Source organism: Trabulsiella guamensis ATCC 49490, assembly GCF_000734965.1.
GTDB lineage: Bacteria > Pseudomonadota > Gammaproteobacteria > Enterobacterales > Enterobacteriaceae > Trabulsiella > Trabulsiella guamensis.
Genome location: NZ_JMTB01000114.1, coordinates 1 through 13,834, shown reverse-complemented (window position 1 = coordinate 13,834; position 13,834 = coordinate 1). Strand labels below are relative to the sequence as shown.

General features: G+C 51.4%; 14 protein-coding genes. 7 read left to right on the top strand and 7 right to left on the bottom strand.

From position 1 onward, the window contains the following. Window positions 1–278: 278 nt before the first annotated feature. From glnL to GTGU_RS25845, 3 genes are all read left to right on the top strand, one after another. Window positions 279–1,328 carry a nitrogen regulation protein NR(II) gene (gene glnL, locus GTGU_RS20025; RefSeq protein WP_038161441.1) on the top strand — a complete coding sequence of 350 codons (1,050 nt, stop codon included), beginning with the start codon at window positions 279–281 and terminating at the stop codon, window positions 1,326–1,328. Between the two features lie 12 nt (window positions 1,329–1,340). Beyond that, a complete protein-coding gene (glnG, locus tag GTGU_RS20020) occupies window positions 1,341–2,750 on the top strand; it encodes a nitrogen regulation protein NR(I) (protein WP_038161440.1) in 1,410 nt (469 codons plus the stop codon). 109 nt (window positions 2,751–2,859) lie between these two features. After that, entirely contained in the window at window positions 2,860–2,970 is a 111-nt protein-coding gene (locus GTGU_RS25845) for a YshB family small membrane protein (RefSeq protein WP_152958647.1), read from the top strand. A gap of 28 nt (window positions 2,971–2,998) precedes the next feature. Here the strand turns inward: GTGU_RS25845 and hemN are convergent, their stop codons facing one another. Both hemN and yihI read right to left on the bottom strand, forming a co-directional pair. Continuing rightward, a complete protein-coding gene (hemN, locus tag GTGU_RS20015) occupies window positions 2,999–4,372 on the bottom strand; it encodes an oxygen-independent coproporphyrinogen III oxidase (RefSeq protein ID WP_038161437.1) in 1,374 nt (457 codons plus the stop codon). 188 nt (window positions 4,373–4,560) lie between these two features. Continuing rightward, window positions 4,561–5,076, bottom strand: coding sequence for a Der GTPase-activating protein YihI (gene yihI, locus GTGU_RS20010; RefSeq protein WP_038161434.1), 516 nt, complete (start codon window positions 5,074–5,076; stop codon window positions 4,561–4,563). 578 nt (window positions 5,077–5,654) lie between these two features. Here yihI and yihA point away from each other — a divergent pair. After that, window positions 5,655–6,284: a ribosome biogenesis GTP-binding protein YihA/YsxC gene (gene yihA / locus GTGU_RS20005; RefSeq protein ID WP_038161431.1), complete on the top strand. Its 630-nt coding sequence runs from the start codon at window positions 5,655–5,657 to the stop codon at window positions 6,282–6,284. A 70-nt stretch (window positions 6,285–6,354) separates the two neighbouring features. Here the strand turns inward: yihA and spfP are convergent, their stop codons facing one another. Next, entirely contained in the window at window positions 6,355–6,402 is a 48-nt protein-coding gene (spfP, locus tag GTGU_RS27165) for a small protein SpfP (protein WP_071892919.1), read from the bottom strand. Window positions 6,403–6,567: 165 nt separating this feature from the next. Further along, window positions 6,568–9,354: a DNA polymerase I gene (gene polA, locus GTGU_RS20000; protein ID WP_038161430.1), complete on the bottom strand. Its 2,787-nt coding sequence runs from the start codon at window positions 9,352–9,354 to the stop codon at window positions 6,568–6,570. Window positions 9,355–9,749: 395 nt separating this feature from the next. Between polA and GTGU_RS19995 the strand changes: the two genes are divergently transcribed. Continuing rightward, window positions 9,750–10,658 (top strand): acyltransferase, encoded by a 909-nt coding sequence (locus tag GTGU_RS19995; protein WP_038161428.1) that lies wholly within the window; start codon window positions 9,750–9,752, stop codon window positions 10,656–10,658. A 13-nt stretch (window positions 10,659–10,671) separates the two neighbouring features. Here GTGU_RS19995 and dsbA read toward each other — a convergent pair whose 3' ends face one another. The 3 genes from dsbA to GTGU_RS19980 form a co-directional block, all read right to left on the bottom strand. Further along, window positions 10,672–11,295: a thiol:disulfide interchange protein DsbA gene (gene dsbA, locus GTGU_RS19990; protein ID WP_038161425.1), complete on the bottom strand. Its 624-nt coding sequence runs from the start codon at window positions 11,293–11,295 to the stop codon at window positions 10,672–10,674. A gap of 27 nt (window positions 11,296–11,322) precedes the next feature. Next, the gene (locus GTGU_RS19985) at window positions 11,323–12,309 is read right to left on the bottom strand and encodes a serine/threonine protein kinase (protein ID WP_038161422.1); all 987 of its coding nucleotides are present in this window, start codon (window positions 12,307–12,309) and stop codon (window positions 11,323–11,325) included. Window positions 12,310–12,383: 74 nt separating this feature from the next. Then, the gene (locus GTGU_RS19980; RefSeq protein WP_038161419.1) at window positions 12,384–12,653 is read right to left on the bottom strand and encodes a YihD family protein; all 270 of its coding nucleotides are present in this window, start codon (window positions 12,651–12,653) and stop codon (window positions 12,384–12,386) included. Window positions 12,654–12,722: 69 nt separating this feature from the next. On the opposite strand from GTGU_RS19980, the gene mobA reads away from it, so the two are divergent. Both mobA and mobB read left to right on the top strand, forming a co-directional pair. Then, window positions 12,723–13,310 carry a molybdenum cofactor guanylyltransferase MobA gene (mobA, locus tag GTGU_RS19975; protein WP_038161416.1) on the top strand — a complete coding sequence of 196 codons (588 nt, stop codon included), beginning with the start codon at window positions 12,723–12,725 and terminating at the stop codon, window positions 13,308–13,310. Continuing rightward, a complete protein-coding gene (gene mobB, locus GTGU_RS19970) occupies window positions 13,307–13,813 on the top strand; it encodes a molybdopterin-guanine dinucleotide biosynthesis protein MobB (RefSeq protein WP_038161413.1) in 507 nt (168 codons plus the stop codon). Before mobA ends, mobB begins: the two co-directional genes overlap by 4 nt. Window positions 13,814–13,834: the final 21 nt, after the last annotated feature.

Genomic DNA, 13,834 nt, shown 5'->3' with positions numbered 1-13,834 from the left:
CAGTACCATTTATTAGTAAATACTCAGTGGATTTGTTGTCGTAGCAAGGCGGCAACCGAAGGAATCCCGATGAGCTTAGTCCACTAAGTGATTCGGGTGACTGAGGGCAGCCAACACAGCTACGGCGAGAAAGACACAGAGGATTTTTAGTTGCCGTGGAAACTTTTAGCCCATCTCATGATGGGCTTTTTTCACCACCAACGAACTGATATCACGCGCTTTTCATCCAATAAACGCTATACTGCACTAAAATGGTGCACATCCTGGAGGACTGCTGAATGGCAACAGGCATGCTGCCCGATGCTGGGCAGATCCTTAATTCGTTAATCAACAGCATATTGCTGGTGGATGACGACCTGGCGATACATTACGCCAACCCGGCGGCACAGCAGCTGCTGGCCCAAAGCTCACGCAAGCTCTTCGGTACGCCGCTGCCGGAATTGCTGACCTGGTTCTCATTAAATATCAACCTGATGCAAGAAAGTCTGCGTTCGGGTCAGGGATTTACGGATAACGAAGTCACGCTGGTGATTGATGGTCGCTCGCATGTGCTCTCTTTAACGGCTCAGCGTCTGCCTGACGGCTATATCCTGCTGGAAATGTCACCCATGGATAATCAGCGCCGTTTGAGCCAGGAGCAGTTACAGCACGCTCAGCAAGTGGCCGCGCGCGATCTGGTTCGCGGTCTGGCGCATGAAATTAAAAATCCGCTGGGTGGATTACGGGGCGCGGCGCAGCTGCTCAGCAAAGCCCTGCCGGATCCGTCACTGGGCGAATATACGCAGGTGATTATCGAGCAGGCAGACCGGCTGCGTAATCTGGTCGATCGCCTGCTTGGCCCGCAACAGCCCGGCATGCATGTGACGGACAGCATTCACAAAGTGGCGGAACGGGTGGTGAATCTGGTCTCCATGGAGTTGCCAGCTAACGTCCAGCTGGTACGCGATTACGATCCAAGTCTGCCAGAATTCCCGCACGATCCCGACCAGATTGAGCAGGTATTGCTGAATATTGTCCGTAATGCGCTACAAGCGCTGGGGCCAACCGGTGGCGAAATTATCCTCCGCACCCGTACGGCGTTTCAGTTCACACTGCATGGCGAGCGCCACCGTCTGGCGGCGCGTATCGATATAGAAGATAACGGCCCTGGCATTCCGGCGTATCTGCAGGATACGCTGTTTTACCCGATGGTCAGCGGACGCGAAGGCGGAACGGGGCTGGGATTGTCCATCGCCCGTAACCTGATTGATCAACACTCCGGCAAAATTGAATTTACCAGTTGGCCGGGCCATACCGAGTTTTCGGTTTACCTGCCAATTCGGAAATAGAGGGGTTAGTTTATGCAACGAGGGATTGCCTGGATCGTTGACGACGATAGCTCTATCCGCTGGGTGCTTGAACGCGCGCTCACGGGCGCAGGTCTGGCGTGTACCACGTTTGAAAACGGTAATGAGGTGCTTAACGCACTGACGACGAAAACCCCGGATGTGTTGTTGTCGGATATCCGTATGCCGGGCATGGACGGGCTGGCGCTGCTCAAGCAGATTAAACAACGCCACCCGATGCTTCCGGTCATCATAATGACCGCCCATTCTGATCTGGACGCCGCGGTAAGCGCTTACCAACAGGGGGCGTTCGATTACTTGCCCAAACCATTTGATATTGATGAAGCCGTCGCGCTGGTTGAACGTGCTATCAGCCACTATCAGGAACAGCAGCAGCCGCGCAATGTACAGGTCAACGGCCCAACCACGGATATCATCGGTGAAGCGCCGGCCATGCAGGATGTGTTCCGCATTATTGGCCGCCTGTCGCGCTCGTCGATCAGTGTGTTGATTAATGGTGAATCCGGCACCGGTAAAGAACTGGTGGCGCATGCCCTGCATCGTCACAGCCCGCGCGCTAAATCGCCTTTTATTGCGCTGAACATGGCGGCGATTCCAAAAGATCTCATCGAATCTGAGCTGTTTGGTCATGAGAAGGGTGCGTTCACCGGTGCTAATACTGTGCGTCAGGGCCGTTTTGAGCAGGCAGACGGCGGTACGCTGTTTCTTGATGAAATCGGCGATATGCCGCTGGATGTACAGACGCGCTTGCTGCGCGTGCTGGCCGACGGGCAGTTTTACCGCGTCGGCGGTTATGCACCGGTGAAAGTGGATGTCCGCATTATTGCCGCCACGCACCAGAATCTGGAATTGCGGGTGCAGGAAGGCAAATTCCGCGAAGACCTGTTTCACCGCCTTAACGTGATTCGGGTGCATTTACCGCCGCTGCGCGAGCGTCGGGAAGATATTCCCCGCCTGGCGCGCCACTTCCTGCAAATCGCCGCGCGTGAGCTGGGTGTTGAAGCTAAACAGTTGCATGCGGAAACCGAAGCGGCGCTGACACGTCTCGCCTGGCCGGGTAACGTTCGCCAGTTAGAAAATACCTGCCGCTGGTTAACTGTAATGGCTGCCGGTCAGGAAGTGCTGATTCAGGATCTGCCTGGCGAACTGTTCGAAACCACCATGCCGGAAAGCCCGACGCATGCGTTAACCGACAGCTGGGCCACGCTTCTGGCGCAGTGGGCGGACAGGGCGCTGCGTTCCGGTCATCAAAATTTGCTGTCGGAAGCACAACCGGAGATGGAACGCACGCTGTTAACCACCGCGTTACGCCATACGCAGGGACATAAACAGGAAGCGGCTCGCCTGTTAGGCTGGGGGCGCAACACGCTGACGCGCAAATTGAAAGAGCTGGGGATGGAGTAATCTCCGGCGGAATGTAAAGAATAGCGGCCTGGCGCAAAGTGCCGTTATTTTGCGCTTTACTGTTCCGATGAGTTGGGTATGATCTTGCGCGGCAACGCAGGGGGTTATCATGCTTGAATCATTGATCAATCTGGTGTCGAGCGGCGCAGTCGACAGCCATACGCCACAAACGGCGGTGGCCGCGTTGCTCTGTGCGGCACTGGTCGGGCTGTTTAGCTAGTTGAGGCCCGGGAACGGGCCTCAAACGCTTAAATTACTCGCGAGAACTGCTGTAACCGCGCTTTCTGACGCAGATACGCGTCAAAGCACATGCAAATATTGCGGATCAGCAGGCGCCCTTTTGGCGTCACCTGAATGCCCTGCGTATCGACATCCACCAGCCCGTCTTTCGCCAGTGGGGCGAGCAGTTTCAAATCTTCCGCAAAGTAATCCTGAAAATCCACATCCCACTGTTTTTCGACCGCAGTAAAATCAAGCCGGAAATTACAGATCAGCGCCTTGATCACGTCACGACGAAGACAATCATCTTCCGTTAACGCAATGCCACGCCACAGGGCATTGCCAGTTTCATCCACTTGCTGGTAATAATGCTTCAGCTCTTTCTGGTTCTGCGCGTAACAGTCGCCGATCATACTAATGGCGGAAACGCCCATGCCCAGCAGATCGGTATCGCCCTGGGTGGTGTAACCCTGGAAATTGCGGTGCAACACGCCATTGCGTTGCGCCACCGCCAGCTCATCGTCAGGACGGGCGAAGTGATCCATGCCGATAAACTGATAGCCCGCTCGGGTCAGTGAAGCGATGGTTTCCTGCAGAATATCCAGCTTTTGCTGTGCGGAGGGGAGATCGACATCTTTAATTTTACGCTGCGCCGCGAACAGCGTCGGCAGATGCGCATAGTTAAAAACACTCAGACGATCAGGATTCAGTTCCGCCACGCGATTCAGCGTGAAAGCGAAACTCTCCGGCGTCTGCTTCGGTAAACCATAAATCAGATCGATGTTCGTGGAGGTGAAACCGATCTCACGCGCATGGTTCAGCAGCGCAAAAATAAAGGTTTCATCCTGCTCGCGATTCACCAGACGCTGAACTTCTTTATTGAAATCCTGCACGCCCATGCTCAGGCGATTAAAGCCTTCCGCACGGAGGTGATCGAGTACGTCGAGTTCAATCTCGCGTGGATCCACTTCGATGGAAATTTCAGCATCACCATTAAACTGGAAATAGCTGCGCAACAACCCCATCAGGCGACTGATTTGCGCCTTGTTGAGGTAGGTTGGCGTACCGCCTCCCCAGTGAAGCTGGCTGACATTACGCCCGGCAAAAAGCGGCGCACGATGCCTGATTTCTTGCTCCAGCGCATCGAGGTATTGATCAGCCTTATGCTGCTGGCGGGTCACTATCTTATTGCAGCCGCAGAAATAGCAGAGTTTGTGGCAGAACGGGATGTGAACATACAGCGACAGCGGGCGGTCCGGGTATTTCGCCACCGCCTGCAAAAAGTCGGACTCGCCGAAATTCTCATTAAATTCCAGCGCGGTCGGATACGACGTATAGCGTGGCCCGGAATAGTTATATTTCTGGATCAGGGCCAGATCCCAGTCGATTTGTTGCTCAGACATGTTCACTCCTTCCGATGGTGTCGCTGGCGGGTACGACGCACCGCTCTGCCCGAATAACGGTTCAGCAGCCGGTTGCGCAGCCACTTTTGCTGCTGCGACAACCTTCGTAGTTTAACGAATAACCACGCCAGATAACATATAACCGGAAGGGTTATAAGCAGGACAATAAGACCAACGGGATGCAAATGTTAGTTTCCGCCTTTCAACAAGCGCATCATATCTTCTTTGCCGTTGTCTTCGTCTTCTTCCTCGTCGTCATCGTAGGAAAGACCCAGTTGCTGCATCAGTTCATCGATACGATCCAGTTTGGCATCCACCCATGACTGCTCTTCAGCATTCAGGGTTTCACCTTCTTCCAGTCGTTCCAGCAGCGCGTCCAGGCGCTCATCAGTTTCCAGCATATCCAGCTCAGCCTGCGGTGAAAGCATAGGTTTCTCGCTCTGTGGTTTGTGCTGCTTCTTGGTCACTGGCGCGTCGGTAACGCCCAGCGCGATAGGTTTTTTGCTGCCAATTCGTGGATCTTTTTGCTGCTGTTGTTTTTTCGACGATGCATCAGACCCGCCATTCGCACGGCTGCCCGCCGCGTGACCACGATGCTTTTTCTCGCGTTTACGGTCGCGGGCTTCCTGATTCAGTTCTTCGCGCGTTTTACGGCGATTTTTTGCCGGTGCTTTACCGCGCGGTGCGGATGTCGGTTTTTTCATGATTGTGGGTCTTTACGCTTTTTTTCAGTATAGAATTGAGGCGGAATCTAGCAGAATCCGCACAAAGAAAAAAGGCGACAGAGTAATCTGCCGCCTTTTTCTTGACTCACAACCCATTCGGGTTTCACATTCCTTGTCTGCTATCGACGAACCCTGTCTTTCCCTTAGCGTGAACGTTCCGTGTGCAGTTCCTTATCCTTACACTAACGTCTCCGGACGTTTTGTCTTCCTGACAATCCTTTCGTCTTCGCCTCCTGGCGCTCCTGACCCTCGTCCTGAGTCTGTTATCCAACGGCGTCCTCTCCGTTGAAAGCTACTTTACCGTGTTCCAGGAAACTAACAAGTCAAAAAATGACCAAATCTCATCTTTAGGATTTTTTCTTAAGTCTAACCCATTGATTTTTCTAATTTCAAAAATTCCGTCACCTGAGGCTTCTCTTAGATTTCTTATAAGTACTCGGGCAATAATCTCACAGCGGCGAGGGCATTTTCTGACAGCCCCACAACGGGAAAAACAGCGTTTTCCCCCGGTTCAGGTATAATCCCCGCAATAACATGAATTAACGGAGACGACCGTTTTGGCAAATTACAATTATCAACTGACGCGTTTTATCACCAGCGCGCCGGATATTCGCCACTTGCCGGAAGATACCGGGATCGAAGTGGCGTTTGCAGGCCGCTCCAACGCGGGTAAATCCAGCGCCCTGAATACGCTGACAAATCAGAAAAACCTGGCCCGCACCTCAAAAACGCCAGGCCGTACGCAGTTGATTAATCTGTTCGAAACGGCAGAAGGCAAGCGCCTGGTCGACCTGCCGGGCTACGGTTATGCCCAGGTACCGGAAGAGATGAAGCGGAAATGGCAACGCGCACTGGGTGAATATCTGGAAAAACGCCTGTGCCTGAAAGGTCTGGTGGTGCTGATGGACATCCGTCATCCCCTGAAAGATCTCGATCAGCAGATGATTGAGTGGGCGGTAGACAGCAACATTCCGGTACTGGTTCTGCTGACGAAAGCCGACAAGCTGGCCAGCGGGGCGCGTAAGGCGCAGCTCAACATGGTTCGCGAAGCGGTGATTGCCTTTAACGGCGACGTGCAGGTGGAAGTATTCTCCTCCCTGAAAAAACAGGGGGTGGATAAGCTTCGCCAGAAGCTGGACATCTGGTTTAGCGACATCCCTCCCGAAGAGGCGGTGGCTGAAGAATAACACTGAGCGCGCTTTTTCTTTGGCGCAATAAAAAACGCCCCAGTCATAAATGACTGGGGCGGCTAAATATTCAGCCAAATCCGATTACGTGAAGTAAAAGGTCTGAAAGATAGAACATCTTACCTCTGTACCCTACGCGAGTAACTCTACTCTTTTTTGTGCGTGTAACAAAGCACTTTTTGTAGTTTTTTTTCATTGTTTACATAGCAAATTCTAATAACCATCACAAAATGCGATAAGTTATGTTGCTAAGTTACAAAAAATCGCGGTCAGGAAAGCCGATTTAGTGGGCCTGATCCCAATTTTCGCCACTACCGACTTCCACAAGCAGCGGAACATCCAGCGTTGTGCTGTTTTCCATCAGCTCGTGAATTTTCTTCGATACCGCCTCAAGCTCATCTTTGTGCACTTCGAACACCAGTTCATCGTGTACCTGCATGATCATACGCACGCGGGGTTGCTCTTTTTGCAGCCAGGCATCCACAGCGATCATTGCACGCTTAATGATATCCGCGGCGGTTCCTTGCATAGGTGCGTTAATCGCGGCACGTTCCGCTCCAGCGCGACGCGCCGCGTTACTGGATTTGATGTCCGGCAGATAGAGGCGACGCCCTTCAAGGGTTTCAACGTAGCCCATCTCTTTCGCCTGTGCGCGGGTGCGCTCCATATATTCCAGTACGCCCGGGTAACGTTCGAAGTAGAGATCCATATATTTCTGCGACTCTTTGCGCGGAATATTGAGCTGACGGGACAAACCAAACGCACTCATGCCATAAATCAGGCCAAAGTTGATCGCCTTCGCGCTGCGGCGCTGTTCGCCAGTGACACTCTCCAGCGGCAGGCCAAAGACTTCCGCCGCCGTGGCGCGGTGAATGTCTTTCCCCTCAGCAAATGCTTTCAGCAACCCCTTATCACGCGACAGATGCGCCATAATACGCAGCTCAATCTGCGAGTAGTCAGCAGAAACGATCAGGTAATCGTCAGGGGCAATAAATGCCTGACGAATGCGGCGCCCTTCGTCATTACGCACAGGAATATTTTGCAGGTTCGGATCTGTAGAAGATAAACGCCCGGTTGCCGTTACCGCCTGGTGATAAGAGGTGTGCACACGGCTGGTTTTCGGGTTGATCATCAACGGCAGCTTGTCGGTGTAGGTCGATTTCAGCTTCGCCAGACCACGATATTCCAGAATGACTTTCGGCAGCGGGTAATCCAGGGCCAGCTCTTCCAGCACCTCTTCCGACGTCGATGGCGCACCGCCAGGTGTTTTCTTCAGCGGCTTAATGCCCTGTTTTTCGAACAGAATCGTTTGCAGTTGCTTGGTGGAAGAGAGGTTAAATGGCTCTCCGGCGATGTCGTGCGCCTTCTGCTCCAGTTCCACCAGCCGTTTAGCAATCTCTTCTGAATGCTTGTGCAGCACCACAGGGTCGATTTTTACGCCGTTACGTTCTACGCGTGAAAGCACTGGCACCAGCGGCATTTCAATGTTCTGAAAGACATTCAGCGGTCCTTTATCCTGTTGCAGCTTCGGCCACATTTTCAGGTGCAATTGCAGAGTAACATCCGCGTCTTCTGCCGCGTAACGTCCCGCCTCTTCAAGCGCTATCTGATTAAACGTGAGCTGATTTTTGCCCTTACCGGCAATTTCTTCAAAAGTGATGGTTTTGTGTTTCAACCAGCGATCGGAAAGGCTGTCCATATCATGGCGACCCGCAACGCTGTCCAGCGTGTACGATTCCAGCATGGTGTCATAGGCAATACCACGCAGCTCGATGCCATAATTTTGCAGGATCCCCCGGTCGTATTTCAGGTTCTGCCCCACTTTCAGGCTCTTTTCATCTTCCAGTAGCGGTTTTAATAATTCCAGAACCCGATCTCGTGGGATTTGCGCTGGCGCGTCGAGGTAATCATGGGCAACCGGCACATACGCGGCAACGCCAGGTTCAGTTGCAAAAGAGAGCCCAACCATATTGGCGCTGACGTTATCCAGGCTGTCTGTTTCCGTATCGAAGGCAAAGAGCGGCGCTTTTTTCAGTTTTTCGATCCAGCTTTTTAGCGTCTCTTCGTCAAGAATGGTGACATAGTTTTCGGCTGACAGTGCTGAAACAGGTGCTTCTGGCTCAGCTTCAATCACCAGCGTCTCTTGCGGTTTTGCTGCAGGTTTGGCGCCTTTGGCCTGTAACCATTTGCCAGCTTCGACGTCTGCCGTCCAGCGCTTGAATTCATATTTTCTGAACAGGCTCAACAGTTCATCGGCGATCGGCTGCTGGACTTCCAGTTGTTCACAGGTCAGTTCCAGTTCAACATCCGTTTTGATGGTAGCCAGTTGATAGGAAAGACGGGCCATTTCCTCATTCTGTTGCAACTTCGCCGCCATGGTTTTCGCACCACGGAAGGTCAGCCCGGCGATTTTTTCTGGCTCAGAAAACAGCGTATCCAGACCACCTAACCCTTGCAGCAACGCCTGCGCCGTTTTCTCGCCAACGCCCGGTACACCAGGGATGTTATCTGAAGAATCCCCCATCAATGCGAGGAAATCGATAATAAGTTCTGGCGGTACGCCATACTTCGTTACCACCTCTTCAGGACCAAGGATGGTATTGGTCATGGTATTGATAAGCGTGATACCTGGCGTGACTAACTGCGCCATGTCTTTATCACCGGTGCTGATCAACACCGGGCGGCCCATTTTTTCGGCTTCACGCGCCAGGGTGCCGATAACATCATCCGCCTCAACGCCAGAGACAGCCATCAGCGGTAACCCCATTGCTTTTACCATCGCATGTAGTGGCTCGATCTGCGCACGAAGATCGTCCGGCATCGGCGGGCGATGGGATTTGTAATGTTCAAATAGTTCGTCACGGAAGGTTTTACCTTTCGCATCAAAAACAACCGCCGCATGGGTAGGCTGGTACTGCATGATCAGGCTGCGCAACATGTTCAGCACACCATACATCGCTCCGGTGGGTTCGCCTGCACTGTTCGTCAGCGGAGGAAACGCATGATACGCCCGGTAGAGGTAGGAAGAGCCATCAACAAGAATGAGTGGGTTTTGAGGGATCTGAACCATAATTTCCGTGCCTGTTTTTCAGAATAGGGGTAAAGGATGCCACAGACGGACTGAAAACATGAATTTTTCGCCACATTTGTTGAGAAGATTTGCAGATCCAGAAGATCGCTCGCAAAACTCACCTGTGGATAAGTTTGTGCATAGAATTGTGATGACTAATAAAACCATAGTCACAACGTCACGGGGGATTAAATTAAGTCAAATATTTCAATAAATTATAATATGATCAAGCCGCTATAAAACAAAACGATGACAATTTGTTCCATGTGGATATAAGTAATATTTATTTTTCTCACCCGCGAAGCCCCATCATAGTGTGCATTTTCTGATAAAATCAGCCCCCTGTGCCGGGTCTCAGAGCACGTTGTGTGGCTAACTATCTGAAATAATGAACTATGTCGAGATTACTCGCTCTTTTAACGCTCCTGCTTAGCGTTATTCTTACTATTCTGGTCACAGTGCTGTGTTCCGTGCCGATCATTCTTGCCGGGATGATTAAACTTCTTTTGCCCGTTCCAGCCGTCTGGCGTTCGATCTCGGCTTTTTGCAATTTCATGATGTATTGCTGGTGTGAAGGTCTGGCGATGCTGTTGCACCTTAATCCCTGGCTGAAATGGGATATTGAAGGGCTTGAAGGGCTGAATAAAAAAAACTGGTATCTGCTGATTTGTAACCACCATAGCTGGGCCGATATCGTGGTGTTGTGCGTACTGTTCCGCAAGCATATTCCGATGAATAAATACTTTCTGAAACAGCAGCTGGCATGGGTGCCTTTTATTGGTCTGGCGTGTTGGGCGCTGGATATGCCTTTTATGCGTCGCTATTCCAGAAGCTATCTGATTCGTCATCCGGAACGCCGTGGAAAAGATGTCGAAACCACACGCCGCTCGTGTGAGAAATTCCGCGCGCATCCCACCACGATTGTGAATTTTGTGGAAGGCTCTCGTTTTACCGAAGAGAAAAAGCGCCAGACACGTTCGCCATACAAGAATCTGTTACCGCCAAAAGCGGCGGGTATTGCCATGGCGTTAAACGTGCTGGGCTCGCAATTCGATAAACTGTTAAATGTTACGCTGTGCTACCCGGAAAATGATAAAACACCGTTTTTTGATATGATTTCCGGCCGGTTAACCCGGATTGTGGTGCGTATCAATATGGAGCCAGTGGCTGAGGATTTACACGGTGACTACGTTAACGATAAGAATTTTAAGCGCCGTTTCCAGCTGTGGCTGAATACCCTGTGGAATGAAAAAGATATTCAGATAGAAGCGATTAAATCTGCCTGTAAAAACGCCGGTCATTGACCGGCGTTTTTGTTTATTTCTTCTCGACCAGTTGTTTCGCTGTGTCGGCATATTGCTGAACAAAAATATCCATACTGCTGGTATCCATGCCCTGCGGATTCAGCTGATATTTACCGTTAACGAACATTGCCGGGACCCCCTGCAACTGAAGATCTGCCGCCGCTTTTTCCTGCTGAGCAACCAGCGATTTCACCACAAAGCTGTTCCATGCTGCGTCGTATTCTTCACCCTTCACACCGGCATCCACGAACACTTTACGGATATCTGCTACCGTCTGCACAGTCTGTGTTTTTTGCACAGCTTCAAACATCGGTGCAGTGATTTTGTCTTCTACGCCCAGCGCCATCGCTACAGCCCATGCCTGGGTCATCTCTTTACCCAACGGTCCGAGGAATTCGACGTGATATTTGGTCATTTTGGTGCCTTCCGGCAGCTTTTTCTTCACGGTATCGGAAACGTGCAACACTTCCTCAAACTGATAACAGTGCGGGCAATAAAAGGAGAAGAACTCGAGTACCTGAGGCTCTCCTGCAACCGGCTTATCGAGGGTAATGTATTGTTTACCGTCGGTGATCTGCGCTGCGGATGCGCTAAATGCCAGAATCATACCGGCCAGCGCCAGCCAAATTTTTTTCATGATGTCATTCTCTCCTGAAATATCAAATTAATACATTGGCGTTAATTGAAGAGGGGGTTCCTGCAGAACCTTCACCTGCTCTAGAAAAGTTGCGATCTGCTTACGCCAGTAATCTTCCCCGGTTAACCACGGAAAATTTCTGGGAAAGGCAGGATCGTCCCAGCGTCTGATCAACCATGCCAGATAGTAAACCATACGCATGGCACGTAAAGGTTCTATGAGGGCGATCTCATCGGTATTGAAGGCATTAAATTCTTCATATGCTTCAATGATCATCTCCAGCTGCATACGCTGCTCAGCTTTGTCACCGTTTAGCAGCATCCATAAATCCTGGACGGCCGGGCCGTTGCGGGCATCATCGAGATCCACAAATAACGGGCCGTCGCGCCAGAGAATATTGCCTGCATGGCAATCACCATGTAAACGCAGCGTATTAAACCGACCATGCCATTGCGCCATGACAGCATCAATGAGCGAATCCGTTGCTGCAAGAAAAGCCGCTTTTAAGCTACCGGGAATAAGGGGAGCAGTTTCGAAAATCTGGCGAGGCTCAATCAGATACTCTGTGACGCCCATATCCGGCCGGACCACGAAGCGTTTTTTACGCGCGGTCTGATGTATCCGGCCAAGATAGCGTCCAACCCACTCCATCTGGTCAAGGTTATCCGACTCAAACTGGCGCCCACCGAGGCTGGGAAATATGGCGTAATAAAAGCCCTGATGTGTCAGCAGGCTCTGATGGTTAAAGACGAGCGGTGCGGCAACGGGGACGTCATCCTGCTCCAGCTCCAGTGCAAACTGATGTTCTTCAAGAATTTGCTCTGCGGACCAGCGCTCAGGACGATAAAACTTCACCACATAACGGTGACGATCTTCATCCTGAAATTGATAGACACGGTTCTCATAACTGTTTAAAGGAGTGAGACCCGAATCCACCCGAATCCCCTGATCAAACAGTGCATCCATGATGGTATCCGGGTGAAGTGTCTGGAATGTGAAAGCCTTGTCGTTCATCCTGTTCCCGAAAACGATACGAATAATTCAGGATATCATTTCACAGCAATTTCGGTGGCTCTGCTTACAAGGTTTTACTCTTTAATAACACCGCGGGCGCGTAACAGCGCCGTTTTGAAGTCTTCTTCGTAATCTTTTTGAATGCCAGGAATGACGGCATCTTTGCTGGAGTCGCGCATTTTCAGGTGATAGATCAGAATATCATCGGATAAATCAGCCAGTTCACCGTCATAACCTGACTCCTTCGCCAGTTTCTGCAAAAATTGCATAAGATTCAGTTCCGGCTCTTTTTGCCAGGCTGGCTGGAGAAGTTCAATAACTTCGTTCAGACGTTTACATTTCATGGTCGTGCTCCTTACTCTTGAGAGAGACACGGTAACAGGGTCAATCCCACAATAAAAGAGGCGATACTGGTGAATGCATTAGGACCGGTGACCGGAGTGATACTGGCAGGAGGAAAAGCATCGCGCATGGGCGGCCAGGATAAAGGATTGCTGATGCTGAACGGTAAACCGCTCTGGAAACATGTTGCTGATACACTGGCACCACAGGTCGCGTCTGTGGTTATTAGCGCTAACCGAAATCTGGAAATTTATCAGGAAAGTGGTCTTCTGGTTATTCAGGACGGCCTGGCGGATTACCCCGGGCCATTAGCGGGTATGCTTTCGGTAATGCAGCACTGCAGTGACAATGAATGGTTCCTGTTTTGCCCTTGCGATACCCCTCATATCCCTCAGACACTGGCAGCGTGTCTACAGGATAAACGACACGATGCGCCTGTCGTATGGGTTCATGATGGCGAACGCGATCATCCAACTATCGCGTTAATGCATCGCCGTATTATTCCGGCTTTGGCTGACTATCTGGCGCGAGGCGAGCGCAGGGTAATGGTTTTTATGCGTGAAAACGGCGGGCACAGTGTGGATTTGAGTCACCTTAAACCAGCGTTTGCAAACGTGAATACGCCAGAAGATCTCGCCCGCTGGCAGGAGAAGGCATGATTCCACTACTTGCGGTTGCCGCCTGGAGCGGAACGGGCAAAACAACCCTGCTTAAAAAGCTAATCCCTGCGCTGTGTGCAGCCGGTGTGCGTCCAGGACTGATAAAACATACGCATCACAATATGGATGTTGATACGCCAGGTAAGGACAGTTATGAATTGCGCAAGGCTGGCGCCGCCCAGACTATTGTGGCCAGTGCACAACGCTGGGCGCTCATGACTGAAACGCCGGAAGAACCTGAGCTGGATCTTAACTGGCTCGTCAGCAGAATGGATGCCTCGACGCTGGATCTGGTTCTTGTCGAGGGATTTAAGCACGAACCAGTGGCAAAAATTATGCTTTTCAGAAAGGGCGGTAGTCACGACGCAAAAGAATTAGTGCTTGATGAGCATGTGATCGCCATCGCCAGTGATGTTCCTTTGGCAGTTCAGAGCCCGGTTCTGGATTTGAATAATACTGACGAGATTGTGGCGTTCATTCTGGCGTGGTTAAAACAGCAATAGTGCTGCGAGCTTTTGACAGAC

What these genes read in the sequence shown, in the direction of transcription:
- glnL (WP_038161441.1), top strand. Translation starts at nt 279, where the DNA reads ATGGCAACAGGCATGCTGCCCGATGCTGGGCAGATCCTTAATTCGTTA.
- GTGU_RS19980 (WP_038161419.1), bottom strand. Translation starts at nt 12,653, where the DNA reads ATGAAATGTAAACGTCTGAACGAAGTTATTGAACTTCTCCAGCCAGCC.
- hemN (WP_038161437.1), bottom strand. Translation starts at nt 4,372, where the DNA reads ATGTCTGAGCAACAAATCGACTGGGATCTGGCCCTGATCCAGAAATAT.
- mobB (WP_038161413.1), top strand. Translation starts at nt 13,307, where the DNA reads ATGATTCCACTACTTGCGGTTGCCGCCTGGAGCGGAACGGGCAAAACA.
- dsbA (WP_038161425.1), bottom strand. Translation starts at nt 11,295, where the DNA reads ATGAAAAAAATTTGGCTGGCGCTGGCCGGTATGATTCTGGCATTTAGC.
- polA (WP_038161430.1), bottom strand. Translation starts at nt 9,354, where the DNA reads ATGGTTCAGATCCCTCAAAACCCACTCATTCTTGTTGATGGCTCTTCC.
- GTGU_RS19985 (WP_038161422.1), bottom strand. Translation starts at nt 12,309, where the DNA reads ATGAACGACAAGGCTTTCACATTCCAGACACTTCACCCGGATACCATC.
- glnG (WP_038161440.1), top strand. Translation starts at nt 1,341, where the DNA reads ATGCAACGAGGGATTGCCTGGATCGTTGACGACGATAGCTCTATCCGC.
- yihI (WP_038161434.1), bottom strand. Translation starts at nt 5,076, where the DNA reads ATGAAAAAACCGACATCCGCACCGCGCGGTAAAGCACCGGCAAAAAAT.
- GTGU_RS19995 (WP_038161428.1), top strand. Translation starts at nt 9,750, where the DNA reads ATGTCGAGATTACTCGCTCTTTTAACGCTCCTGCTTAGCGTTATTCTT.
- GTGU_RS25845 (WP_152958647.1), top strand. Translation starts at nt 2,860, where the DNA reads ATGCTTGAATCATTGATCAATCTGGTGTCGAGCGGCGCAGTCGACAGC.